The 24,096-nt window shown below is 38.8% G+C and carries 27 protein-coding genes; 18 read left to right on the top strand and 9 right to left on the bottom strand.

Going from position 1 to position 24,096, the window contains the following annotated elements; translation table 11 throughout:
- The first annotated feature begins 15 nt into the window (after nucleotides 1–15).
- Nucleotides 16–1,347: a Na+/H+ antiporter NhaC family protein gene (locus tag DZB84_RS06430; RefSeq protein WP_116351424.1), complete on the top strand. Its 1,332-nt coding sequence runs from the start codon at nucleotides 16–18 to the stop codon at nucleotides 1,345–1,347.
- Between the two features lie 127 nt (nucleotides 1,348–1,474).
- Here the strand turns inward: DZB84_RS06430 and clpP are convergent, their stop codons facing one another.
- Nucleotides 1,475–2,077 carry an ATP-dependent Clp endopeptidase proteolytic subunit ClpP gene (gene clpP / locus DZB84_RS06425; protein ID WP_116351423.1) on the bottom strand — a complete coding sequence of 201 codons (603 nt, stop codon included), beginning with the start codon at nucleotides 2,075–2,077 and terminating at the stop codon, nucleotides 1,475–1,477.
- Nucleotides 2,078–2,081: 4 nt separating this feature from the next.
- Entirely contained in the window at nucleotides 2,082–2,792 is a 711-nt protein-coding gene (locus DZB84_RS06420; protein WP_189655166.1) for an RNA polymerase sigma factor, read from the bottom strand.
- Between the two features lie 172 nt (nucleotides 2,793–2,964).
- Here DZB84_RS06420 and DZB84_RS06415 point away from each other — a divergent pair, with 172 nt between their 5' ends.
- Complete coding sequence (locus tag DZB84_RS06415; RefSeq protein ID WP_116351421.1) at nucleotides 2,965–3,702, top strand: pirin family protein; 738 nt, start codon at nucleotides 2,965–2,967, stop codon at nucleotides 3,700–3,702.
- A gap of 73 nt (nucleotides 3,703–3,775) precedes the next feature.
- Here the strand turns inward: DZB84_RS06415 and DZB84_RS06410 are convergent, their stop codons facing one another.
- Nucleotides 3,776–4,696 (bottom strand): DsbA family protein, encoded by a 921-nt coding sequence (locus DZB84_RS06410; protein ID WP_116351420.1) that lies wholly within the window; start codon nucleotides 4,694–4,696, stop codon nucleotides 3,776–3,778.
- A 190-nt stretch (nucleotides 4,697–4,886) separates the two neighbouring features.
- Between DZB84_RS06410 and DZB84_RS06405 the strand changes: the two genes are divergently transcribed.
- From DZB84_RS06405 to DZB84_RS06345, 13 genes are all read left to right on the top strand, one after another.
- On the top strand, nucleotides 4,887–5,462 hold the full coding sequence (locus tag DZB84_RS06405; RefSeq protein ID WP_116351419.1) for a TetR/AcrR family transcriptional regulator: 576 nt from the start codon (nucleotides 4,887–4,889) through the stop codon (nucleotides 5,460–5,462).
- Between the two features lie 70 nt (nucleotides 5,463–5,532).
- A complete protein-coding gene (locus DZB84_RS06400) occupies nucleotides 5,533–5,757 on the top strand; it encodes a DUF378 domain-containing protein (protein WP_116351490.1) in 225 nt (74 codons plus the stop codon).
- Between the two features lie 144 nt (nucleotides 5,758–5,901).
- Complete coding sequence (locus DZB84_RS06395) at nucleotides 5,902–6,966, top strand: C45 family autoproteolytic acyltransferase/hydrolase (RefSeq protein ID WP_116351418.1); 1,065 nt, start codon at nucleotides 5,902–5,904, stop codon at nucleotides 6,964–6,966.
- Between the two features lie 191 nt (nucleotides 6,967–7,157).
- Complete coding sequence (locus tag DZB84_RS06390; protein ID WP_116351417.1) at nucleotides 7,158–7,964, top strand: SDR family NAD(P)-dependent oxidoreductase; 807 nt, start codon at nucleotides 7,158–7,160, stop codon at nucleotides 7,962–7,964.
- Between the two features lie 49 nt (nucleotides 7,965–8,013).
- Nucleotides 8,014–9,279 (top strand): MFS transporter, encoded by a 1,266-nt coding sequence (locus DZB84_RS06385; protein WP_116351416.1) that lies wholly within the window; start codon nucleotides 8,014–8,016, stop codon nucleotides 9,277–9,279.
- Between the two features lie 166 nt (nucleotides 9,280–9,445).
- Nucleotides 9,446–10,195, top strand: coding sequence for an SDR family NAD(P)-dependent oxidoreductase (locus DZB84_RS06380; protein ID WP_116351415.1), 750 nt, complete (start codon nucleotides 9,446–9,448; stop codon nucleotides 10,193–10,195).
- 13 nt (nucleotides 10,196–10,208) lie between these two features.
- Nucleotides 10,209–10,943 (top strand): SDR family NAD(P)-dependent oxidoreductase, encoded by a 735-nt coding sequence (locus DZB84_RS06375; RefSeq protein ID WP_116351414.1) that lies wholly within the window; start codon nucleotides 10,209–10,211, stop codon nucleotides 10,941–10,943.
- 68 nt (nucleotides 10,944–11,011) lie between these two features.
- Nucleotides 11,012–11,431: a MarR family winged helix-turn-helix transcriptional regulator gene (locus tag DZB84_RS06370; protein ID WP_116351413.1), complete on the top strand. Its 420-nt coding sequence runs from the start codon at nucleotides 11,012–11,014 to the stop codon at nucleotides 11,429–11,431.
- A gap of 205 nt (nucleotides 11,432–11,636) precedes the next feature.
- The gene (guaD, locus tag DZB84_RS06365; protein ID WP_116351412.1) at nucleotides 11,637–13,016 is read left to right on the top strand and encodes a guanine deaminase; all 1,380 of its coding nucleotides are present in this window, start codon (nucleotides 11,637–11,639) and stop codon (nucleotides 13,014–13,016) included.
- Nucleotides 13,017–13,180: 164 nt separating this feature from the next.
- Complete coding sequence (locus tag DZB84_RS06360) at nucleotides 13,181–13,729, top strand: NADPH-dependent FMN reductase (protein WP_116351411.1); 549 nt, start codon at nucleotides 13,181–13,183, stop codon at nucleotides 13,727–13,729.
- A gap of 90 nt (nucleotides 13,730–13,819) precedes the next feature.
- Nucleotides 13,820–14,815: an LLM class flavin-dependent oxidoreductase gene (locus DZB84_RS06355; RefSeq protein ID WP_116351410.1), complete on the top strand. Its 996-nt coding sequence runs from the start codon at nucleotides 13,820–13,822 to the stop codon at nucleotides 14,813–14,815.
- A 181-nt stretch (nucleotides 14,816–14,996) separates the two neighbouring features.
- On the top strand, nucleotides 14,997–15,623 hold the full coding sequence (locus tag DZB84_RS06350) for a spore coat protein (protein ID WP_116351409.1): 627 nt from the start codon (nucleotides 14,997–14,999) through the stop codon (nucleotides 15,621–15,623).
- Nucleotides 15,624–15,698: 75 nt separating this feature from the next.
- Complete coding sequence (locus DZB84_RS06345; RefSeq protein WP_116351408.1) at nucleotides 15,699–16,148, top strand: DUF2383 domain-containing protein; 450 nt, start codon at nucleotides 15,699–15,701, stop codon at nucleotides 16,146–16,148.
- A gap of 61 nt (nucleotides 16,149–16,209) precedes the next feature.
- On the opposite strand, the gene DZB84_RS06340 is transcribed toward DZB84_RS06345, so the two are convergent.
- The 3 genes from DZB84_RS06340 to DZB84_RS06325 form a co-directional block, all read right to left on the bottom strand.
- Entirely contained in the window at nucleotides 16,210–16,575 is a 366-nt protein-coding gene (locus DZB84_RS06340; protein WP_116351407.1) for a carboxymuconolactone decarboxylase family protein, read from the bottom strand.
- A 226-nt stretch (nucleotides 16,576–16,801) separates the two neighbouring features.
- Nucleotides 16,802–17,827 carry a spore photoproduct lyase gene (splB, locus tag DZB84_RS06330; RefSeq protein WP_116351405.1) on the bottom strand — a complete coding sequence of 342 codons (1,026 nt, stop codon included), beginning with the start codon at nucleotides 17,825–17,827 and terminating at the stop codon, nucleotides 16,802–16,804.
- Nucleotides 17,824–18,072, bottom strand: coding sequence for a transcriptional regulator SplA domain-containing protein (locus DZB84_RS06325; protein ID WP_116351404.1), 249 nt, complete (start codon nucleotides 18,070–18,072; stop codon nucleotides 17,824–17,826). Before DZB84_RS06325 ends, splB begins: the two co-directional genes overlap by 4 nt.
- A 170-nt stretch (nucleotides 18,073–18,242) precedes the next feature.
- Here DZB84_RS06325 and DZB84_RS06320 point away from each other — a divergent pair, with 170 nt between their 5' ends.
- Nucleotides 18,243–18,668 (top strand): YugN family protein, encoded by a 426-nt coding sequence (locus tag DZB84_RS06320; protein WP_116351403.1) that lies wholly within the window; start codon nucleotides 18,243–18,245, stop codon nucleotides 18,666–18,668.
- A gap of 61 nt (nucleotides 18,669–18,729) precedes the next feature.
- Here DZB84_RS06320 and uvsE (DZB84_RS06315) read toward each other — a convergent pair whose 3' ends face one another.
- The gene (gene uvsE / locus DZB84_RS06315; RefSeq protein ID WP_116351402.1) at nucleotides 18,730–19,695 is read right to left on the bottom strand and encodes a UV DNA damage repair endonuclease UvsE; all 966 of its coding nucleotides are present in this window, start codon (nucleotides 19,693–19,695) and stop codon (nucleotides 18,730–18,732) included.
- Between the two features lie 60 nt (nucleotides 19,696–19,755).
- The gene (gene uvsE / locus DZB84_RS06310; RefSeq protein ID WP_116351401.1) at nucleotides 19,756–20,709 is read right to left on the bottom strand and encodes a UV DNA damage repair endonuclease UvsE; all 954 of its coding nucleotides are present in this window, start codon (nucleotides 20,707–20,709) and stop codon (nucleotides 19,756–19,758) included.
- A 203-nt stretch (nucleotides 20,710–20,912) separates the two neighbouring features.
- Here uvsE (DZB84_RS06310) and DZB84_RS06305 point away from each other — a divergent pair, with 203 nt between their 5' ends.
- Complete coding sequence (locus DZB84_RS06305) at nucleotides 20,913–21,743, top strand: hypothetical protein (RefSeq protein WP_142759830.1); 831 nt, start codon at nucleotides 20,913–20,915, stop codon at nucleotides 21,741–21,743.
- 224 nt (nucleotides 21,744–21,967) lie between these two features.
- On the opposite strand, the gene DZB84_RS06300 is transcribed toward DZB84_RS06305, so the two are convergent.
- A complete protein-coding gene (locus DZB84_RS06300) occupies nucleotides 21,968–22,987 on the bottom strand; it encodes a YeiH family protein (RefSeq protein WP_116351399.1) in 1,020 nt (339 codons plus the stop codon).
- Between the two features lie 113 nt (nucleotides 22,988–23,100).
- Here DZB84_RS06300 and DZB84_RS06295 point away from each other — a divergent pair, with 113 nt between their 5' ends.
- A complete protein-coding gene (locus DZB84_RS06295) occupies nucleotides 23,101–24,018 on the top strand; it encodes a selenium metabolism-associated LysR family transcriptional regulator (protein WP_116351398.1) in 918 nt (305 codons plus the stop codon).
- Nucleotides 24,019–24,096 lie beyond the last annotated feature (78 nt).

Genomic DNA, 24,096 nt, shown 5'->3' with positions numbered 1-24,096 from the left:
AAGGAAGTGTTAGAATTGACGGATGTTAAAAAAGGAAGCCTCTCTGCGTTGTTTCCATTACTCATTTTTGTTTTATTGTTTGTTGGAACAGGAGTTATTTCCGGCGATTTTTCAAATATGCCATTAAATGTTGCCATTATTATAAGTTCTGCTATTGCATTGGTGATGAATAGGAAGGAAAAATTTTCAACGAAAATTGATATATTTACGAAAGGTGCTGGACACCCCAATATTATGCTAATGGTGGTTATCTTTATTTTAGCTGGGGCATTTGCTGAAACTGCCAAAGGCATGGGGGCTGTAGAGTCTACGGTGAATATGGGGTTAACCTTCATACCTAGTAATTTATTAATGGTTGGGCTATTTATAGTGGGTTGTTTCATTTCCATATCAATGGGAACATCAATGGGAACGGTTGCTGCGCTTGCTCCAATTGGGATTGGTATTGCAGAGCAAACAGGAATACCAATGGCGTTAGCGATGGGAACAGTGATAGGTGGGGCAATGTTTGGTGACAACCTCTCAATGATTTCTGATACGACAATTGCAGCTGTTCGAACTCAACATACGAAAATGAGTGATAAATTTAAAACGAATTTTTTAATTGTTTTACCTGGGGTTATCGTTACTGCTATTATTCTTTGGTTCGTTACTTCTGGGAACAATGCCGAAGCTTTGGGAAATTACTCCTATGATTTTATTAAAGTAGTTCCATATGTTGCCGTCCTACTAGCAGCATTAGTAGGGGTTAATGTACTAATTGTCTTATTAGGTGGGACCATTTTTGCAGGAATCGTAGGTGCTATTGATGGTTCATATACAATGACCGGGTTTATTAAGGCTGTTTCCCAAGGCATCATAGGTATGGAGGATTTGGCGATTGTTGCAGTATTAATTGGTGGGATGATTGGGATTATCCAGCATAATGGTGGTATACAGTGGCTTCTAAACTTTGTAACGAGTAGAATTAAAACGAAAAAAGGTGCTGAGCTCGGCATTGCAGGTTTGGTTAGTGCAACAGATCTAGCTACTGCAAACAACACGATCTCTATTATTATTACGGGTCCGTTAGCTAAGAATATTGTGGATGAATTTCAAATTGATCCACGAAAATCTGCAAGTATCCTTGATATATTCTCTAGTAGTTGGCAGGGACTTGTTCCATATGGAGGTCAAATGCTTGTAGCATCAGGGTTAGCATCCATTTCACCAATTAGCATTCTTCCATATTCCTATTATCCAATTGCTCTATTTGTATGTGGGATTATTGCCATATTAATCGGGTTTCCAAGGTTTAACCATATTAAATCTAAAAACGAAAAAAGTAGCATAATTACTAAGTCTTAAGGGAAAAAGCGAAAACCATTTGAAATGGTTATTCGCTTTTTCAATTTATTAAAGGAAAATTTATTCGTGTAAAAAGGGGTGATTTTCGTTACTTGCATTCTTTTCCATTGCGAAAGCAGAAAAACGGTTATTTAATTATTTCATCAATAATCCCGTATTCCTTTGCTTCTTCAGCACTCATATAATAGTCTCGATCGGTATCTTTTGCTACCTTCTCAACAGGTTGACCGGTACGTTCTGCAATGATTTGATTGGTATGTTCTCGAAGCTTAAGGATGCGTTTTGCGGAAATTTCGATTTCAGTTGCCTGGCCGCGTGCTCCGCCTAGGGGTTGATGGATCATGATTTCACTATTTGGGAGGGCAAACCTTTTCCCTTTTGTTCCGGCTAGCAAAAGCATGGTACCAAAGGATGCAGCCATACCTGTGCAAATGGTCCTAATATCTGGTTTGATATATTGCATTGTATCAAAAATGGCAAAACCAGCAGATGTTGAGCCTCCGGGACTGTTGATATAAAGAGAAATATCTTTTTCTGGATCATCCGCTGCTAAAAACAATAGCTGTGCAACTATACTATTAGCAACAGCATCATTTATTTCATCGCCAATCAAAATAATGCGATCCTTTAATAACCTCGAGTAAATATCATACGATCGTTCCCCACGACTCGATTGTTCAATTACATAAGGTATCGTACTCATATTGTTTTCCTCCTTATTCGCTTGCATCTTATTATGCAGCCATAGAGACAGCGCTTGAAGGAGATTTGAAGAGACGTGATTTTTGCATAGTACAAGTCGGATTTGTATGTTTGGATAAAGAACGGATAGAAGGTATCGTCCTGATTAATATGGTTGGATCTTGAGTGTTTAAAGATTCATGTAGTACTTTTTGAATTTGCTCTCGATCTTCCTCTGTCCAATATTGTTCGATAAGTGGAATCTCTTCTTTCTTCTCCATTTTCTGTTTTGCACGATAAATCGCGGCTTTAACAGCAGTTTCATTTGTATTTAATAGCTTAGCTATTTCAGATAGTTGAAATTGAAACCCTTCTTTTAAAACAAATATCACAGCTTGCTTCGGTGTTAGCTTATTAATAAGCTGTTGTACAGCCTCAAAGCGCTCTTCAATTTGTACGGACTCATCATATCCATCATCAGGAATACCATCAAGTGACTCTTTGCTTCGTTTTCGCACCGTGTCTATCCATACATTTTTGGCAATTTTATTTATTAAGGCTGCAGAGATTGTAGGGTGGTGCCTATAATGCTTCCAAGCCTTAACCAAGGATTCCTGGACGAGATCTTCCCCATCCCAGCTGTTTTGGGATATAAACTGGCAATATCGTCGTAATATCGGATAGACTTCATGAAGCTGTTCCTCAGTAAAAAATTCCTGCTGTTCTCTAAAATCCTGTGAACCATTCCAAAGCTTACTATGCAAAACAATCACTCCTTCAGCGCGTCTCTACTTTATAAACGAATAAAAGGGTATGAAAAGATACGGGGTAAAAAATTTATTAATTATTTTTATTATATGTATGGTAAAGGTCTTGAACAAGTAACGATAAGTAGGGTTTGTTATAATATACAAAAAGCACAAAGGGTGGCCAACCATGTTACAAAAACTTTCTGCACAAAAGCATTGGCAACCATACAAGGGGCCATTTACAATTACACGAATACAGCCGGGTGATATTTTAGAGGAGAATGAAGATTTTACGTTCGGCCCATTAAGTATTATCGATCATGCTGTGATGAAAAAAGGATTAACAATTAAGATGCATGAGCATGTAAACGATGAGATTCTGAGCTATGTATGGCATGGTACAATGCATCACAAGGATTCAGCAGGTTTAGAAGCATCGATTACGTCAGGTCACTTAATGATGATGAACGCGGGTCGGAGCTTTTGGCATGAGGAAAAAGTGAAAAATGATCAAGTCGAAATGCTGCAGATTTTTGTTCGACCTCATGAAACCAATCTTGAACCAATTATTCAATTTCATGAAAAGCCAATACGAAATCGGGGCTGGTATCTGATGGTAGGACCTGAAGAAAGTCAGGCGCCACTGAAAGTTAGACAAAATGTCTATATTCTTGATGCACATCCCAAGCAAGGAGAGCAATTAGATGTCCCTGTCTATCAAGGGTTGCAACCATTCTTATATGTCTTGGATGGTGAGTTAACTGTTGGGGACCTTCAGATTAAAAAAATGGAAGCTATTACGGATTTAGAAGAGCCTCTACCTGCCATAACTCCAGTAGCGGATTCAACAGTTGTTTTATTCTTTGTTGACATGAATGCACCAGTGTCGATGGAGGGAACCATCAGTGGAAAAAGGGCATATTAGTGGGACACGGGGACAGGTCCCTCGTCCCAACATATAAGAATGAGGGACAGTGTACCTGTCCCTCTGTCCCACTCTATTTTTTTACAAAGTATTTTTCACCAAGAAGTTCTTTTTCTTCATAAGTCTCTGGTTTTAATTGCTTATCAACAAAGGCTTGCAGTTCAGATGGTTCTAAATCGTACATAACTTCAATTTCTTTAGCAAAAAGAAGTTCCTTTTCAAGTAATTTAGATAAAGCCGGCTGCTGTTTTGCTTGTGGTTCTTCTTCACCTATCATTTTAGATAGTCCAGATACATAGTAGTCCAACGAACGGCTGCCCACAATTTTAACACCTTTATTTTCTTCATTCACCATGATAATTGTTGGAAAGCCTCTGGCCCCAAGTTTTGTTGAGAGAGCAAAGTCTTCGTGTAATAATTGTTGACCAACTTCAGATTCTGCTTCTTCTACGATTGCTTCTCCGTCTAGCCCTAAGCTATTTACATTTTCAATCATCACGGACTTTTCAGCGATGTTCTTATTAAAAGCAAATAGCTCTTCTCTAGCAATGCGTAAATACTCATTTGCTTTGTCATCACCATGATTTTTTTGAATTACCTTGTATACACGAGATGGCGGAAAGGAAGATTGAACAGGATTGTCAATCATCAATGATCCATCAATTGGCATACGTGAATATTCGCCAACTTCTCTCCAGTGCCCAGCTACGTCTGCAGGTCCAAAGATTCCATTTGCCGGATCAACTGGTCCACCATGCCATTTCTCAAGTAATCCCCCTAAAACAGTGTGGAAATTGAAATAATGTCCATATTGTTCTTTGAACCGGCGGAAAGTAGGTTCAAGTGCCCAGCAATGTGAGCAGATTGGATCTGTTACATAGTAAAGATCGATTGTCTTTGTAGGTTCGTTCAAATCAATTATCTCCATTTCTTCATCTCCTGCTACTCCACATACACCTGTTTCTAAATCACACATTAAATTGTTGTTTGTCATTTGAAATCCCTCACTTTTTATTTTTTTGTGGTGTGACAGGGATCCTTTCCCTGCGTCCCATAAGCATTCTGTTTGCTTTGTACTTTCATTTTAGTGGATAATGGGAAGCATACATACCAATAGATTAGTTGATATGTTGGATATCCAACACATTTGCGAAATTGTTGAAAAAGTAGGAGGGACGAGCGAAATGACAGAAGAAAAAACTGACCCCCGAGTACTGCGAACACGAAAACTTATTATGGATTCTTTTATTGAACTTTCCAGTAAAAAGGAATTTAAGGACATTACGATTAAAGACATTACGACCGAAGCGATGATCAATCGGGCCACATTTTATTATCACTTTGAAGATATTTATGATCTGCTCGATAAAGTTTTATCCGAGGTTCTGTTAATTAATTTGGATAGCGGGTCCTTCCAACAAAGCGTATTGAATGAAGAAACGTTTATTGGCATCTTTAAAGCAATTACGAACTTTCAGCTTTCCTTATCAAATCGATGCCATCGAGGATATGAGGATACAATTGCCCGAATTATTCGGGACCAGCTTGAAGTTATTTTTTATAAAATGTTAAAAGAGCAGCATCCTACAGATGATGAAAATTCTCTAAAAGTAACGGCTATCATGCTGAGTTGGGGAATGTACGGGGCTTCCGCCGAATGGAGAAGAAATCCGGATTCGATTAGCCCAGAGGAAATGATAAAATCAGCCATTCCTTTTATTAAAAATGGAATTAATTTTGGGATAAAGGAACAAATCTGACCTCTTGCATGTATATTTTAAATTTTAATTGTAAAACCTAAAATTACTAAATATAAGAGGAGCGATAATGATGAGTGGATTACAACGTTTTGCGCTTGCTTTAGTAATTATTGGGGCAATTAATTGGGGGCTTATCGGTTTCTTTCAATTTGATCTGGTAGCCGCAATCTTTGGAGGTCAGGATTCAATCTTGTCCAGGATTATTTATAGTTTAGTGGGCTTAAGTGGCTTATACAGCCTAAGTCTTCTATTCAAGCCTGATCGAGAAGTTGTTCCTGAAACAAGCAGAACATAAAAAGCATTTCCACGAATAGACCAAGCCTTATGGTTTGGTCTATTTTACGTTTCGGGAGATAAATGAGAAAATATCTATGGTACATAAATGGAAAAAGGCATTGAAGGGACAAGGAACCTGTCCCTATGTCCCGAGGAGGATTTTATGAAGAGGATATTTGCTGATGTGATTCAGTTTCGGGGAAGTCATTATGATTTTGGTCATATGCAGGGAAAGCTTCTGAAGGATTCTTTTTTGGTGAAGAATCGGGAGCAGCAATGGAAGGTAAGGAGACCTTTATTTCGAATCAATCCTGATGAGACGAAAAAGGTATTTGAACGTTTGTCCCCGTTTATGTGGGAAGAGTTTTTGGGGCTTCAGGATGCTTTGGAATGGTCAATGGAAAAGGTATTGATGGAATTTGGAGGGTATAGGGTTAACATTAAGCCTTCAGGGTGTTCGATTATAGTCGGCGATAATTACATGATCCGTAATTATGATTATCATCCAAAGACCTATGATGGGCGCCTTGTTGTTTTTCAGCCGTCAGACCGAGGGAATGCAACCCTCGGTTTAACTCAAAAGATTACCGGTCGGTCGGATGGGATGAACGATAAGGGGTTATCGATGGGATATACCTTTATGAACCGAAAGCGCCCGGGGAACGGATTCATTTGTCATATGATTGGAAGACTGATTCTCGAACTATGCGCTAATGTTGAAGAAGCTGTTCAGATGTTGAAGGACATTCCACATCGAGGTTCTTTTAGCTATGTTTTATTCGACTCCAGGTGTGAGATGCCCTTTATCGTGGAAACTTCGCCAAGAAGAGTCGAGGTAAGGCAAGGATACACCTGCACCAATCATTTTAAAATCTTAACCGAAGAAAATCGTCGCGTCCTTGATGATTCGAATAAAAGACTGCAGGCGATTGAAGAAAAAATGCATCTAAATGGGTTTGATGCGTTTCGTCTATTAAATGATACAGATAAAGGAGTTTTTTCTAAGCTCTATGGGAGCTGGGCAGGAACCATTCATACATCTGCTTACTTTCCTGATAAGCTAGAAGCCTGGTGTGCGCTTGGCGGAGATCAGGATCCTACTATTTTAAACTTTGGTGAATGGGTAAATGGGACTGACTTCCCGATTACAAAAATCGAAGGGGAAGTGGACACGGATATCCCATTTGTAAATATGGAAAAGGCGGATTGGTTTAAATATGAGAGGTGAAGCTCTGAGCTTCACCTCTCTTTTTAGTGTATTGCAATGATTTTTTTTTGAATCTGACCAGTGCCAATGTATACCAAAAATACTAAAGTTTGTGGTTGCAAAGTAGAAACGATTCTGCTAGTATTTAGTTGCTTAATTGTTAGATATCTAAATATTTAACGATGAACATTATTTTGAAAGGGGTTTCGAATATGGGGAGAGTAACGGATAAAGTTGCGTTAGTAACAGGTGGCGCTTCAGGTATTGGATTATCATCTGCGACATTATTAGCAAAAGAAGGTGCCAAAGTTGTTATTGCTGATTTTAATGTAGATGGAGCAAGGGAAGCAGCACAAGAAATAAAGTCTAATGGTGGTGAGGCTGTCGGGATTTTTCTTGACGCCGGTGATGAAATCTCGATCATGGAGGCTGTTGAATTTACCGTCAAGGAATATGGTACTATCAATGTTCTTTACAACAATGTGGGTTCTACTAATCTAAGAAAAGATTTGGATATTGTGAACATGGATCTTGATGAGTGGGATCGTCTCATGAATTTGAACTTAAAGAGCGTATTGCTTGGAACAAGATTTGCAGTTCCACACATGATTAAAGCTGGTGGTGGCTCTATTATTAATACAGCATCGATGGCTGGGTTTTTCAGCGACTCCATCCGTTCTGCATATGGAGCATCAAAAGCGGGTGTAGTAAATCTTACGAAATACATTGCTACTCAATATGGGAAAAACAAAATTCGCTGTAACGCGGTTGCGCCAGGTTTAATTTTAACACCTGCTGCTAGAAATAACATGTCACCTGAGGTGTTGGATATTTTTGCGAAATTTAATGCGTTGCCATATCACGGAGAGCCGGAAGATATCGGGAACACAGTTGTATTCTTAGCTTCAGATGAAGCAAAGTTTATTACTGGACAAACCATTCAAGTTGAAGGTGGACATTATATAGCAAACCCAAGTATTGCTGATTTTGAGGAATTTATGAAGAAGGCACAAAGCTAAATGATGATTACTCGTTAAGAAAGTTGAGATAAAGGGAGTATGGGAGCTCATGGGAAAAAATAAAAAACGAATCCACTATGCATGGTGGATACTAGTTGCATTATGTATGATTGTGGGGCTTGGAAAAGGTGGGCTAAATAATTCAGCTGGTCTATTTTTATCCCCAATCACAAAAGATCTTGGAATTGGGATGGGGAGTTTATCTTTATATTTTAGTGTTTCAGCTGTGGTCACAATGGTTTTCTTACCGATTGGCGGTAAAATGATGGCGAAATACGATACTCGCCTCCTATTAACGATTGCGATTGTTTTGCAAGCTGGAGCATTTGCCATGTTCGGTTTAATGAAATCGGTTTGGGGATGGTATCTATTTGCGATTCCTTTGGCAGTAGGTGGCGTGTTTATCACAGTAATTGCTGGACCAGTTTTAATTAATCAATGGTTTAAAAAGAGTAATGGGCTTGCACTTGGCATTCTTAGTGCGGCTGGTGGATTACTCGGTGCAATAGCACAACCAATTGTTGGTAGTTTGATTGCCGGACATGGTTGGAGATCTTCCTATATCATTGTTGGTATTGCAGTAATCATTATTGTCGTTCCTATTATCATGTTATTAATTAAAAAGTCACCTCAAGACAAAGGGGTACTTCCATTTGGTATGGGTGAAACAAACCAGAGTGGTCCTGTAAACGAAGGGGAAATAAGTGAAAAAGGCGTAGAATTAAAGGTTGCAAAAAAATCTTCTGCATTCTATGCATTAATCGTATTTTTCTTTCTCGTTACATCCATTGCGAGTTTTTCGATGCATATCCCAACATATTTAATGAATAAGGGATTCGATGTAACATTTGCTGGAAATGTAATGGGGACCTATATGATAGGTGTATTAATAGGTTCACTAATTATTGGATTCTTAACAGATAGAATAGGTTCTAAAAATACAGCCGTATTTGCGATGACTGTGGGTCTAGTAGCAATATGTTTACTATTATTCTCAGGAACGAGCACAGGTATCATTTCGTTGGCAGTTGTCCTATTTGGCTTTATATCTTCTTCAATTGGAACATTAGGACCTGCGCTCGCATCTAGTTTATTTGGAAATAAAGAATATAGTCAAATCTATTCAACCGCATCACTAGGGTTAGCTGTGGCATCAATTCTTGCTTTACCAGCTTATGGGTATGTGTATGACTTTACTGGAAGCTACGCTCCGGTTTTATATGCAATTATTTTTATGTTAATCACAAATATTATTTGTGTAATTGTAGCTTTCAGAGGTAAAAAGAAAATGGAGCAAGATGGTTTTTGGAACTAAGGAATGATCGTGACTAAAGATTTGCAACGAAAAAACACTAATGCCTATTAGTTAAATACACTTTTTGAATATAGGTTTATTTATTTGCGAGTTGTATATGAGTTTGATATAATTTAGATGTAAAACATTTAGATATCTAAATGTATAACGAAAAGAGGTTATGATAATGAAGTTACAAGGTAAAGTTGGGATCATTACTGGTAGTGCTTCAGGTATTGGTAGAGGAATGGCTCTTGCTATGGCAAAAGAAGGTGCTCACATCGCAATAGTTGATGTGAATGAAGAAAAAGGGAGAGAAACACTCGCTGAGATCAATCAATACACAGAAGGTTTACTTTTTATAAAAGATATTTCCATTAAAGAAAATGTAAATGAGATTGTAAATGAAGTTGTAAAAAAGTATGGAAAGCTGGACATTTTAGTTAATAATGCACATGCATCAAGACAAGCATTATTTAGTGAAACAACACAGGAGATGCTCGATTTATCGTTTGGGACAGGCTTTTATCCTACTTTTCACTTTATGCAAGCAGCGTATCCAGAATTAAAGAAATCTAATGGGAAAGTGATTAACTTTGCTTCTGGTGCAGGAATAGATGGACAAATGACACAGACTTCTTATGCAGCTGCAAAGGAGGCTATTCGCGCAATTTCTCGTGTTGCAGCAAATGAGTGGGGACCTGAAGGCATTAACGTTAATCTAATTTCACCCATCGCATTAACAGCAGGTGTTGAACAATGGCGCGACAGTGCACCTGAAATGTATGAAGCAATGGTAAACAAGATTCCATTGCGTAAACTTGGAGATCCAGAACAAGATATTGGCCGAGTTGCAGTGTTCTTGGCAAGTAGTGATTCAGATTATATTACTGGCCAAACAATAATGGTTGATGGCGGTTCAATAAAATTACGATAAGGAGTGAATGAAGATGGGAAGATTGGATAATAAGGTAGCTATTATTACAGGTGGAGCCTCTGGAATTGGTGAAGGGATGGTCAAACTATTCAGCCAAGAAGGTGCTACCGTTATCGCAGCAGATATTAACGAGGCTGCGCTTGAAAAAATTAGTCAACTTGAAAATGTATACGGGATGAAGCTAAACGTTGCTTCCGACGAGGATTGGGCAGCTTTAGCAAAAGAAGTGAATGAACGATTTGGTAAAATCGATATTCTAGTAAATAACGCTGGAATATCATCAGAAAAACCATATACTGATATCAATCTAGATGATTGGCAAAAAATGCTTTCTATCAATGGTTTCGGTCCATTTGCTGGGATGAAACATGTTGCTCCATATATGGAAGCTCAAGGTCAAGGATCTATTATCAATATATCTTCTTACACAGCACAGATTGGCCAAGGCTTTAACCATTATTCAGCTTCTAAGGGAGCAGTTCGTGCAATATCTAAAGCTGCAGCTACAACCTTTGGCCGTAATGGAGTTCGTGTGAATGCCCTATTCCCTGGGATCATTGAAACACCAATGACTCAAGCTTTAAGTGCTTCAAAGGAACTTTTAGGTCATTTAATCCAGGCAACACCACTTAAACGATTAGGAAAACCAAGTGACATTGCAAATGCAGCATTATTCCTTGCTTCAGAAGAATCATCTTATATTACAGGTGCAGAAATCGTGATTGATGGTGGATTCTCTGCCCAATAATGTGTATGCTAAAAAGAGCCCTTACTTTGTTTAAGGGCTCTTATATTTGAAAGCGGGGATTACAATTTATGAAAGAGCAAACGATTTTTGAAATCTTACATAATATGGATAAGGTAACCAATCAGTTAATCATTCAATGGAATAAGCTATTTGAGGGAGATTTAGGAGTCTCTCATATTCTAGTGCTCGGCCACTTGAAAACGCATGGAAAAAGCCGACCTTCCGATATTGCGAAAGCATTGGGACTCACCCCGCCTACTTTAACCCATCTATCAAATAAACTTGTGAAAAGAGAATTAGTGGTTCGAAAACAAGACGAGTCCAACCGTAGAGTCATTTATTTGGAAATTACGGAAAAAGGATATGAAGTTTTAATTGAAGCAAATGAAGAAGGAAAAAAACTTCGCAGGAAGCTTTTCGAAAGTCTAACGGATGAAGAAAGAAACCAATTATTAAACATCTATGAAAAACTATCAAAACTTTCGTGAGCGGTTGTCTCGTTAATTAACAAGATGAAGGCAATCTGGAAAATGAAAATATGAGGGGCGGAGAGATGGACTTCCGACTCCTTTTTTCTTGGTCATTGAAAGGAACATATGCCACCACGTTTAATAAAACAGCCATTACCGGAGCAACTATTCAAAACACGTATGCTATAATATACGATAAAAAAGCGAGATACAGGTGACGAAAATGAGTGAATATACAAGAGTGTTTCATGGAACAGCTTTTACAAGCCGTTCGCCTAAGGAAGTTGAGGTTTTGAAGGACCATCTTTTTTGTGTGAATGAAGATGGGATGATTGAAAAGGTAATAGGTCCAGAACATATTGAGTATCAACCACTTATAGATGCGTATCAACATACAAGCAACTATCACCGGTTAACCGAAGGACAGTATTTTTTACCTGGGTTTATTGATTTACATGTTCATGCTCCACAATGGGCACAAGCGGGAACGGCATTGGATATTCCACTTTATGATTGGTTGAATACATATACATTTCCGATTGAAGCCAAATTTGAGGATATCGAATTTGCGAAAAAGGTGTATAACGAAGTGGTTCAAACGCTGCTCGCAAATGGTACGACAACGGCCCTTTATTTTGCGACAGTACATAAGGAAGCTAGTTTTCTCTTGGCTGAAATTTGTGCAGAAAAAGGTCAGCGTGGGTTAGTAGGAAAAGTGGTGATGGATAATCCTGACCAAACGGAGGATTTTTATCGTGACCATGATACAAAGACAGCACTAACTGAAACCGAGGACTTTATTTTAGCTGTTAGGGAATTAGCAAAATCAACCAAGCAGGGTGTCTATCCAGTGGTTACCCCTCGATTTATCCCGAGTTGTACAGATGAAGCACTACAAGGCTTAGGGGAATTAGCAGCGAAATATGATACTCATATACAATCCCACTGTAGTGAAAGTGATTGGGAACATGGTTATGTCAAGGAACGCTTCGGTAAGAATGATGCGTTTGCCCTTCATGATTTCGGGTTATTACGTGAAAAATCGGTCATGGCGCATTGCAATTTTTTATCAGACAATGACGCAGATTTATTTGCTGAAAAAGGGACTGCGGTTTGTCATTGTCCCATCTCCAATGCGTATTTTGCCAATAGTGTCATTCCAATCGCACGCCTTCAATCAAAAGGAGTTGAAATTGGCTTAGGCTCTGATATTTCAGGAGGATTTTCACCAAGCTTATTTGATAATGTTAAACAGGCTGTGATTTCTTCTAGAATGCTCGAGGATGGAGTCGATTCGACATTACCAGCAAGTAAGCGCGGTGTTCCTGATTCACGAATAACACTTGATGAAGCATTTTATTTAGCTACAGCTGGAGGTGGGGAAAGCTTGAGTTTACCTATTGGTCGTCTTGCCGAAAACTATGTGTGGGATGCGCAAATCATTGATACAACCGTGGAAACAGCAAAGATTCCACTTTACGATCCAGAAGAAAAATTACATGATATCTTTCAAAAAATTATCTATCTCGCGCGACCAGAAAACATACGACAAGTCTGGGTACAAGGGGAGAAGGTATGGGATAGGGGTTCCTCGCCCCACTAGATTTATAAAAGATCTGCATTCTACAAAAAATAGGCAAGTGACGACGCTTGCCTATTTTTTTATTTTATATTTTCGTAGTCTTAAGCAACCTGTTTGAAAAATGGAACAAATTCCTATAATGTGTAGTTATTAATGATTTTTAACTCACATGGGAGGCAAAAGGTATGAACATTGTAACACTCGTAGGCAGTTTAAGAAAAAATTCATTTAATATGCAAGTGGCTAAGACTATGCAGGAACGATACAAGGATAAGCTAAATATGCAAATCCCTGACATTGGTGCTTTACCTCATTTTAATCAAGATGATGAATTGGATCCGCCACAGGTTGTAAAGGATTTCAAAGCAGCGATTGCCAATGCTGACGGTGTGATCATTATTACACCTGAATACAACTGGTCAGTTCCGGGTGTATTAAAAAATGCGTTAGATTGGACATCACGTGTGGAGCAAGTTTTCATTGGTAAGCCTGTCATGACTCTAGGTGCAACTCCTGGAATGATGGGAACAATTCGTGCTCAACTTCATTTACGTGAGATTTTAGTGGCACCAGGTATTCAGGCGAAAGTTCTACCTCCAGGTGCAAATGAGATATTGATAAACTTTGCAAGTCAAAAAATCGATGAACAAACAGGTCAATTGGTTGATGAAACAACACTAAACTTTTTAGATAGTAAAGTTGACGCATTTATTGATTTTGTGAAAACAAAGTAGGGACAGTGGGACAGGTTCACTGTCCCATCGTTTTTTATATGGACACTGTACCTGTCCCTGTGTCCCAATGCGAAAGGAGTATGATGGAAAATGAGATTAAGTGTACTGGACCAAGCGCCAATTACGAAAGGAAATTCTCCAGCAGGTGCATTAAAAAAAGCGGAGGAACTTGCAATCTTGGCAGATGAATTAGGCTATCACCGCATGTGGATGGCTGAGCATCATGGTACCGGTTCATATGCAAGTTCAGCTCCTGAGATTTCAGTTGCCCATTTGGCAGCCAAAACGAAGCGAATTCGAATCGGTACAGGTGGAGTTATGATGATGCATTACTCTCCATTAAAGCTTGCAGAAGTGTTTAAAACACTAAGTTCATATTCTCCAGGAAGAATTGATTTTGGGGTCGGTCGAGCACCTGGTGGAGATCAATATGCAATCTATGCTTTATCTGAAGGGCGCCAACCCATGGTAAATAATATGTACGAGAAATTCGATCTGGCGTTACAAATGTTGAAGGGCGAATTACCCGATCATCCACTCTATAAACATACAATCGCAACACCGTCTCAAGTGGTTTTACCAGAAGCATGGTTGCTTGGTTCAACTGGTAATAGCGCTGTAATGGCAGGACGTATGGGAGTAGGTTATTCCTTTGCGCAGTTTTTCAACGGGGAAATGACGAAGGAGATTCTAGATTTATATAAAGAGCAATTTAAACCAACTGTCTTTATGGAAAAACCGGAGATTACGGTTTCCTATATGGTTACCGTTGCGGAGACAGAGGAGGAAGCTGAGTTTGAAGCATTGCCACATGACATTGCGCGTCTGTGGCTCATGACAGGAAAGCTGGGACAGGTGTTAACTCCAGAGGAAGCACAAAATTATCCATTAACCGAAGTGGAACGAATGAACATTCAAGAAAATCGGAAAAAGCTTCACCTTGTTGGTTCAGCAAAATCAATTGCTGAAAGACTGAGGCAGGAGAAAGAGGAATATGGATTTGATGAAGCGATGATTTGTAGCATCCCGCATTCACAGGAAAAACGCTTGAATGTCTACAGATTGTTGGCAAAGGAATTATTATAAAATGATAGAAGCGTCTGCCCTATGATGATAAAAATTGGGCTGGCGCTTTTTTGTTGGGATGAAGGGGAAAATCCCGCGTCCCAAATTCTCTTTTTCTAGGACAACAAATCCTTTTTTCGGAATAATAAACACCTATTGAATGCAATCTATTAAAGATAACGAGTAAAAGGAGGAATATATAGTGAGATTAGCGGCTCATGAGCTACATGAATTAAATGAGTTAACAATGAGTTGTGTAAATTCGATTACGAATATGGCGTATATGCTACAGCATGTGCAATGTTCGGAATTTAAAAGTATTTTAGAAAGACATTTTCCTTTCCACGTTCGTGACTACAACATGAAGGTTGAATTTTTGAATCAAATGGAAGGGGCAACAAAGGAATTACCATTATTTAAGGAAGACGGGAAGCTAACTGATTTCACCATGACGCCTGCTAATACATATCCGCCAGTTCAGCCAAGAACAGCAATTGACGATTTTAACGACCGCGAAATGGCAACTGCATATTTACTAACGTTGAAACGAGCAGGTCGTGAATATGCCTATTCTGCGATGGAAGCAGCAAATCCAGAATTGCGTTCCTTTTTCCAAACAGCTTTCATGATGAGTTGTGCACACGCTTATGATATGTGGCAGTACATGGTGAAAAAAGGATATTATGCACTAGAGCCGGCTGACCAAGCAATGACAGTAAAGGTAGGGGCCATGTATCAGGTCGTTCCCGAAAATCAAGAAATGATTCAACAGTTTATGAATCAATATCAGAGCCCAACTAAAGGTTCAAGTGACCAGATGTATCAGTAATGAGATAACAGAATAGGTAAGCCTAAATCATTTCCTGATTTGGGCTTTTCTTTGCTATTGAAAGGATGTGGGTCTTTGAAGGACAAAGAGATTGTAGTTGAAGAACTTAATACCCTATTAAGAGGAACATACATGGGGATTCGTGCTTTTGAGCATCATATCCAGAATCTGGACGAGCCTGAATTAAAGCAAAAATTTCAAACGATTCAACAGGAGACCAAGATGAACGCGCAAAAGCTTGCGGAGCGCATTCAAAATTTAAATGGTATACCTGCGGACAGTGAAGGAGTTTCTGGCATGATGCACGGATTCATGCACAAGGTTATGCTTCCAAATCAACCAGAAGAAATTTTGAAAGATGCATTAAAAGGATTAGAAAAATATGGTGTGGAATATTCTGAGGAACTTGTGAAGGGTGACCTAGATCCGGAAAGTAAAATGGTTGCGGAAGATGTGATTGATACAAGTCGTCGGCATGCCGATGAGATAAGAAATCTATTAGAACTTAACGATAAACACACTTGATAGTGTGTTTTTTTGAGTGAAAAAGACAGTCTATTCAAAGACTGTCTTATGGTCAAATGTATTACTGTTTCACTTGTTTCAATTCATCAATACTATCTTGAACAAGAGTAACGGCTTGACTCATAGCTGCTCCTCCGCCAAACGCTGCCGTTACACCGATGGCTTCTAGTATTTCTTCTTCAGAACAACCTTGATCTAAACAGCCTTTTGTATGGTAGATAATACAATATTCATCCTGCGAATATAAACTAATTCCTAACGCAATAAGTTGTTTTTGCTTTTGTGATAAGACGCCTTCTTTAAAGCATTCTTCAGTGAACGCATTATATAGTTCAGCTAATTTTGGCATTTTTTTAGTAAACGTACCTATCCCAGTTTTATAATCAAGAAGCGCAGCCTCTGTTGCATTTCTAGCTTCATATTCCATTATGATGTCACCTCATTTTTCTATTTAGCATTTTTGGCGTTCGGATCCATGCTGTTAGCTCCGTAATCTGGTACATGGCTCGCATGTTCTTCATGGTATCTTGAACCTGAGCCCACTTCGCTGTTTCGTTTATTGTTCTTTTTTTGCTTGGCCATTTTTTTCACCTCTGTCATTTTGTTTGGGACAAGGAACCTGTCCCTATGTCCCACCGTATTGTTACCTTGATTTATGTGAAGTATTCCAGTTTTGCGTGTGGGAAGAATTTTTCCATGTACGCGTACAGGTGTTTTTTGATATCCTCTTCTTCATCTTTTTGATAAATATACTTTCCAATGCCATATTTACCCCATTTGTATCTTCTTTTTTCTTCATCCAATTCTAGTTTGGTCATTGGGTAGTTTTTTTCGATTACTCGCTTTGCTGGTTTTGTAAACCGGTGTTGAATGAATTCAAAGGTGAGGTCCTTTTTTGCTTCTTCAGGTAGCTCTGCATCTAAACGTTCAAACATGTGATAATATCCCTCTTCCCATCCTTCATGAAGATAGATAGGAGCTACGATAAAACCAAGAGGATATCCGGCCCTCGCAACTTTGCCTGCGGCTTCAATTCGTTTTTCTAAAGGAGACGTTCCAGGCTCAAAATTTTTCACAATATAATCCGCATTCACACTAAAGCGAAATCTTGTTTTTCCATTATGCTCGGCGTCCAGCAAGTGATCGACATGATGAAATTTCGTCACAAATCGTAATTTCCCGTATTCCGATTTGCCGAAGTGCTCAATGGCTCGTTTAAGCGTGTGTGTTAAATGGTCGATTCCGACAATATCTGATGTACAGGATGCCTCAAACCTTGTGATTTCTGGGGCACGTTCCGCCATATACTTATCAGCCGCTTCAAGAATTTCATCGACATTCACATATGTACGAATATATGGTTTCGTTCCCATTGTGGTTTGTAAATAGCAATAATGACAATGACCCATACACCCCGTGGCAAAGGGGATGGCGTACTCTGCAGAAGGTTTAGAGGTGTCAAATTTAAGCGTTTTTCTTACCCCCACAACAAGTGTTGATTTCGCAACTCGATATTTTTGGAAATCATTATCACCAGGCAAATTTCTAACCTGGTTGTGTGAAGTCGTATATCGGATTTCAACATCCATTTTTTCAAATTTTTCGAGGAGCTGTTTACCAAGCGGATAATCTAACGCTTGTGGTTCAAAATAGATGAGCTTTGGATTAAACGGCTTCATTCCATTGTCCCCTCAGTTACTTCGCCATAGTAATACTGATAGGCTTGGTTTGCTTCTTCCTCTGAGGAATAAACGGCAACCTCGTCTGATAGTGGATAATACGTTTCGTATAAAAATAGGGCTAACTCATTTGGCTTCTCAGGGTGATTGACAACAGCTGCTGCCTGTATATTGGCTACATCCTGAGTATGGGGATTTCGATAAAATACATAGACAACATCCCCAGCCTGATACATTTGTTCCATGACATCACCTCTTCCATGTTAATAAAAAGCGTTAAACTCCTTATTACTCATTTTTTCAATTCGTCTTTGAAGTTATGTCTACTTGTTTATGGAAAATAGGGTTTCATGTATGTTAAAACGTTTTTTTGAAAATAATACCAATAGTAACTATGTTATATGAGGTGAATAGTGTGATTACGTTAAATTCGGTAATTGACGGGAAAAAGGCTAATTTTGGTGCTGTTCGAGATATTTTTGATTCTCACGGATGTAGCTTTTGCAGTAATTTTGAATATGATCAAGGTAAGTTTGATGCCGTGTTAAATCGTGAAAATGGAGAAACGATTTACTTACGGGTCCCTTTTTTTGTAGTGGAAGGAATGCTAGACCATTCGAGTGCTCTCATTCAATTTGGGACGCCGTATGTTATTAAGCATATCGTGAATTACGGGTTAGACTATGACCAAAACTCTTTTGTTACAGCAACGACTGGGCTCGATCAATTCCAAACACCACTTGATAAGGACGGACAAATATCAGATAAAAGCCGGTGGGAACAAGCGGGTGTGGAAGTAGTAGAACGTATTTACAACTCCATGAGAGACTTAGTATCGTAAAAGGGACGAAGGACTGTCTTTGGGACAATGACTCTTCGTCCCTTTTTCTGTGATGGGCCAATTACTTCATGTAAAATGAAGAGCCATCAATGATTTCCACGTCATCCCTCAATTTGATTTCATCCATTAGTTTAAAGAGTGCAGCGTCTTTTTCCTTTGCTTCAATCATGCAGTCGATTTGTGGAACACTTCCTTTTATTTCTTTTAAAAATGTAAAAAACATCTCAATATCAACATAATCCGAATGATGTCTGAAGGCTTCCGCACTCTTTGGGCTAGAAATATGCATTTTGATCGGGAGTGGGGAATCCTTCCATGTCTTGACCACTCTGTCCCAGTGATTTTCCCAATTCGGGTTTTGATGGTGGGCTAAGTGGTGGTGATAATCAAAGACGAGGGGAATACTTAATTTTTCACATAGGTACAGTGTATCTTCCAGAGTGAAAGATGTATCATCATTTTCGAGCATAATCATGTTTTGAATTTTTGCTGGGACCTCCATCCAATTGGTTACAAAGCGTTCAAGTGAAACATCGGTTTCTTTATAATTGCCCCCAACATGCATCACGCAGCGGTGGATGGGTTTAATCCCCATGCCCTTTAATAGAAGATAATGGAGCTTTAGGGTACGTATTGAGTTTTTTAAAATTTCCACTTGCGGAGAATTGATTAGAACAAAGTGATCCGGATGAAAATCGATCCGAATACCATGCTCCTTTGCAAAATCCCCAATTTCACGAAGACTCGGTTTTAATGGTTTCATATAATTCCAATCAAGAAGCTCTTCATGGTTGGCTAAAGGGATGAGACGTGAGGTTAGTCGGTAAAAATGAATCTCTGACGCTGCATTATGCTTTAATAGCCTTAGGGTATTATGTAGGTTTGTTAAAGCAATACGCTCCAATTTCCGAATCGCTGCTTCACGGTCTTCGATTTTTTGAAATTGTGCAAATGTCATTGTTTTTGAAGGTGAAGCATTCTTTAATTCCATACTCATTGCTACATAGCCAAGACGTACCTTTGTCACAGCAGTTCACCTCACTTATTTTTCATTGAATTCTGGGACAGTGAACCTGTCCCTTTGTCCCTACCATTCGACTGTTGAACTAGATATTCGTTTTACTCCTCTTATTGACGAAATGTCTTCCACAAGTTTGTGCATGGCAAGATTTTTTTGTTTTGCTTCGATCATGATATCAAAGTCCTGATTGTTGTCTTTGGCCAGTTTTAAAAAAGGCATAATAAAGTCTAACGATACAAAATCGGCATGTGATCGGAAGGCTTTATCTGATTTTGGTGATGATATATGCACTTTGGGTACGGTTGGTTTGGCGTCCCATGTTTGAAAAATACGCTCTACATAGAGTGTGAGATCGACTCCTTCTTTGTTTGCCATGTGGTGGTGATAATCAAGTATCATCGGGATGTTTTCTTTTTCACAGGCAAGAAGTGTTTCCTCCACATTGTAGGTCTTATCATCATTTTCTAGTGTCATTTGTTTCTTGATTTCTACTGGAAGTTTTTTTAGATTTTGATGGAAGCGTATGATCGATTTTTCTTTATCGCCATAGGCGCCGCCAATATGTATATTTAGGATTCCTTTTTCTAGTGAATTCAGTGCTTTCAGCATATTATAATGAAATTCCATGTCGATTACCGCATTGGTCGTGACTTCATCCCTGGGACTTGTGAAAAGGGTGAACTGATTAGGATGAAAGCTAACCCTCATTTTATATTGATTTATAAGTTGGCTAAGCTCGTCCCATTCTTTTTTGAAGGGGGTTATAAAGTCCCACATCACTTCAGGATGGGTAGCTAAGGGAACGAGTGAGCTTGACAGCCGATAGACCTCAATTTCATGTGCAATATTATAGTGAAGTATCCTTTTTGTATGATGTAAATTTTGTGCCGTCACGAATTTAAGCTTTTCCAACCGTTCGTCCTTAGGAAGTGCGGCATACCTTGTAAATGTTAAAGATTTAGATGGGCTTGCATCCCACAAACCCAATGCATTAGCTACATAACCAAAACGAATTTTCATTTTAGACCTCTTTAGGCATGGGTATCTCCGTGTCATTTTTCTCTTGTTGTGGGACATTGTACCTGTCCCTTTGACCCATTGTTTTGTTATATTTAATGTAAGGAGAATAAGCTGTTATTATACAGACTTTTTATGGGGAGATGGTGGGGATCGATAAGTACTTTAGGATGATTGTGGTGCTGGCTTTGGCGGGGAGTTTAGTTTTGAATGTTACGTTATTATCAAAGGTGAACAATTTAGAGGAACAATTCGGGTTTGTTGCAGGTTCCCAACAAGACATTACTAATAGGATCGATAATCAAGCAAGTCAAGTGTACAGTGCATTAGAAGAATTTAAAAATGAACAAAGTTGGATGAGTCGTGTTAGCATGGAGATTGATAACAAAGGATTTAATAAGGGTGAAGCGAGTGCGAATTTTAAGTGGCAGGTAAAGGAGCTTCAGAATAATTCAGAAGTAGAGTTTCATTATTCATTTGGTGAAAATCAAGAATTTACATCTATTTCTGCGGAGGAACTTCAGAATGGCCTGTTTCAGGTAAATGTGCCATTTGAATTTAAAAAAGAGCCGCAATGGCAGGTTGGCCTTATTACTTCTGACTCCTACCATAGCCAAGAGGTTTCTGAAAAAGAAGCAATCGATGGACTTCAAGATACAATTAACTTTTATGTAACCGTTTTTTATGATGATATGGTAAAAAGCAGTGAAATCCAACAAGAATCTTTAGGGGATTTGAAGTCCAGCCTTTATGGAGTTATCCAGACAGATGTTCATGTTTTTAACTCAAAATTAGATATTACGTTGATCAACTATCTAATGGATGGAGAATCGAAGTACGTGGAAAAAGCAACCCTTTTAAAATATAAAGGAAATACATTAATCGGGGAGGAAGTGCTTCAACGGGTTAAAGAAAATTCCCCAGATTCTGCGGAGCGTTTCTTCCATCTCAATCAAGTCGATAAATACGAAAATATCAGACTCGTGATGAAAGTCGAATACAACAACAGCGACACATTTGAAAAAGAAATCTATTGAGGAACCAGAGGGACGGTTCTGTTGGTTCCATTTGGAGATTTTTTGAGATCCAGAGGGACGGTTCCACTGGCTCCCTTCGGAGATTTCCGGACATTCAAAAAGGTTACCACAGGAGAGTGATAGTGGAGACGCGCCAATTTGCAAAGGGAACCGCGTGGTCTTGAAGCATAACCACTTGGGACCACAAGAACCGTCCCTGCGGTCCCGCGTGCTTTTTCCTCCTCCTAAACATTCAATAAAACAATAATTGATAGTGCTATAGAAGTTAAGGTCATTGCTACAAGAGGCCGTAATGCTTTTGTCCGCAATTCTTTTAAGCTGACATTCAACCCAAGTCCGACCATCGCTGCTGTTAACAGCCAAGTTGTTAATGAGAAGAGTCCATCCATTACATAATCCGGTACAGGAATTGAATGGCCGAATACATAGCTTCCTAAAATACTAAACAGAATGAATCCTATTAAAAACCAAGGGAATTCAATACTTGAGCCTGTAGCATTTTTGTTTTTGTATCTCATGATACCGATTAAAATAAAGCATAATGGAATTAATAAAAAGACACGCCCTAATTTCGCTAACATTCCGATTGCGATTGCATCGTTTCCTGCTGGGGCCGTTGCTAGTGCCACATGAGCGACTTCGTGAAGGCTAGTTCCTGACCACACCCCATATTGAAGTGCGTCTAACGGTAAGAATGGGCGAAGAATTATATAAATGATAGAAAATACAGTCCCCATTAATGCAATGATTCCGACACTAATTGCTGTATCCTCGTCTTTTGATTTTACAATTGGGGCAACTGCAGCAATGGCTGCGGCACCACAAACTCCAGTTCCAACTCCTAGTAATAAAGATATCTTTTTATCAGCTTTAAATAATTTCGAAAGTCCCATTGTAGTTAAAATAGCAAAAATAATAACTCCGGCATCACGAAGTAAGAGCCAGAATCCATCTTGTAAGACAATCCCAATGTTTAATTTTAATCCATATAAAATAATCGCTACCCGCAGTAAACGTTTCGACGAAAAAGAAATTCCGGATTTTAAAGCTTCGGGATACCCAAATATTTGTCGATACACAACTGCGATAATAATTGCGCATGCTAATTGTCCGACATGATTAAATCCTGGTAACAATGCCAACAGATATCCAAGAAAGGCGATAAGAAATGTAAAAGCAATCCCCGCGCTCCAGCTGATTTTCGTGGTTAATATTAGTTGTATGTTGAATCTTTTTAATTCCATATGAAAACACCTCCTACTTTTACTTTAAGGGGAATTGAAGTATAAGAAAAATAATTATATTTAATGCTCATGATAAGTTAAATGTTATAATAAAATAAAGGAGGAATTGAAGGATGGATCAGCAGTTAGAGGTTTTTCTTTCAGTTGTGGATAACAAGAATTTCTCACGGGCAGCAGATGAGTTACATATGACACAACCCGCAGTAAGCCAATATATACGAACATTAGAAGAAAAACTTGGAGTCAGACTTTTAGAACGAACCAACAAATATGTACGTACGAACAAAGCAGGCGAGATTGTTTATCACCATGCGAAGGAAATTGTCGGCTTATATACTAAAATGGGGAGTCTGCTTGATGATTTAACAAATCAAGTAAAAGGACCGCTTTCGATTGGAGCAAGCTATACATTTGGTGAATATGTTCTTCCCCATTTAATTGCAAAGATGAAAAAACAATACCCCGACATCCAGCCAAAAGTGACGATAGGAAATACAGTAAAAATAGCAGAATTAGTGAAAAGTCATCAAATAGATATTGGAATTATTGAGGGGCCATTAAAAAAAGAAAAACAGATAGAAATCCGAGATTTTGCAGAGGACCATATGGTGATCATTTCCTCATTAACCCATCCATTGGTACGAAAAAATGGAGAGGTTACCATAACAGACCTTGAAGACGAGGCATGGATAATGCGAGAAGAAGGATCTGGCACACGGGAAGCAGGGGAAAGTGTTTTTAAACAATTGCATATTTCGCCGAAAAACATCATGACTTTCGGAAGTACACAGGCAATAAAGGAAGCCGTTGAGGCTGGTCTAGGAATCAGCATATTGTCTCAACTTGCTGTTCAAAAGGAAATTAAACATGGGAACCTAAAAATTGTGGAATTTCCTGGACTACCTTACATAAGGAAATTCTCATTCATTACAAACTCCCCATTCCAAACCAAAGCACTTCAAGAATTTATTACTCTGCTGGGAACCAGAGGGACGGTTCCACTGGTTCCTTTGGAGATTCCTGAAAATTAGATTTAAAAGGGTATCACCAGAAAAAAGAGGGAAGCGCGCCAATTTGCGAAAGGAATCACGTGGCCTTGTTGCTTAACT

The sequence above is a fragment of the Bacillus sp. HNG genome (assembly GCF_003400205.1).
Classification (GTDB): Bacteria; Bacillota; Bacilli; order Bacillales; family Bacillaceae_L; genus Ferdinandcohnia.
This window is presented reverse-complemented; position numbering and strand designations above follow the sequence as displayed.

Coding starts and splice junctions, on each gene's coding strand:
- DZB84_RS06410 (WP_116351420.1), bottom strand. CDS start 4,696: ATGACAAACAACAATTTAATGTGTGATTTAGAAACAGGTGTATGTGGA.
- splB (WP_116351405.1), bottom strand. CDS start 17,827: ATGAAGCCGTTTAATCCAAAGCTCATCTATTTTGAACCACAAGCGTTA.
- DZB84_RS06380 (WP_116351415.1), top strand. CDS start 9,446: ATGAAGTTACAAGGTAAAGTTGGGATCATTACTGGTAGTGCTTCAGGT.
- DZB84_RS06370 (WP_116351413.1), top strand. CDS start 11,012: ATGAAAGAGCAAACGATTTTTGAAATCTTACATAATATGGATAAGGTA.
- DZB84_RS06390 (WP_116351417.1), top strand. CDS start 7,158: ATGGGGAGAGTAACGGATAAAGTTGCGTTAGTAACAGGTGGCGCTTCA.
- DZB84_RS06375 (WP_116351414.1), top strand. CDS start 10,209: ATGGGAAGATTGGATAATAAGGTAGCTATTATTACAGGTGGAGCCTCT.
- DZB84_RS06355 (WP_116351410.1), top strand. CDS start 13,820: ATGAGATTAAGTGTACTGGACCAAGCGCCAATTACGAAAGGAAATTCT.
- DZB84_RS06360 (WP_116351411.1), top strand. CDS start 13,181: ATGAACATTGTAACACTCGTAGGCAGTTTAAGAAAAAATTCATTTAAT.
- DZB84_RS06325 (WP_116351404.1), bottom strand. CDS start 18,072: ATGGAACAAATGTATCAGGCTGGGGATGTTGTCTATGTATTTTATCGA.
- uvsE (WP_116351401.1), bottom strand. CDS start 20,709: ATGAAAATTCGTTTTGGTTATGTAGCTAATGCATTGGGTTTGTGGGAT.
- DZB84_RS06300 (WP_116351399.1), bottom strand. CDS start 22,987: ATGGAATTAAAAAGATTCAACATACAACTAATATTAACCACGAAAATC.
- DZB84_RS06295 (WP_116351398.1), top strand. CDS start 23,101: ATGGATCAGCAGTTAGAGGTTTTTCTTTCAGTTGTGGATAACAAGAAT.
- DZB84_RS06400 (WP_116351490.1), top strand. CDS start 5,533: ATGAGTGGATTACAACGTTTTGCGCTTGCTTTAGTAATTATTGGGGCA.
- DZB84_RS06340 (WP_116351407.1), bottom strand. CDS start 16,575: ATGGAATATGAAGCTAGAAATGCAACAGAGGCTGCGCTTCTTGATTAT.
- DZB84_RS06395 (WP_116351418.1), top strand. CDS start 5,902: ATGAAGAGGATATTTGCTGATGTGATTCAGTTTCGGGGAAGTCATTAT.
- DZB84_RS06385 (WP_116351416.1), top strand. CDS start 8,014: ATGGGAAAAAATAAAAAACGAATCCACTATGCATGGTGGATACTAGTT.
- DZB84_RS06415 (WP_116351421.1), top strand. CDS start 2,965: ATGTTACAAAAACTTTCTGCACAAAAGCATTGGCAACCATACAAGGGG.
- clpP (WP_116351423.1), bottom strand. CDS start 2,077: ATGCAAGCGAATAAGGAGGAAAACAATATGAGTACGATACCTTATGTA.
- guaD (WP_116351412.1), top strand. CDS start 11,637: ATGAGTGAATATACAAGAGTGTTTCATGGAACAGCTTTTACAAGCCGT.
- DZB84_RS06405 (WP_116351419.1), top strand. CDS start 4,887: ATGACAGAAGAAAAAACTGACCCCCGAGTACTGCGAACACGAAAACTT.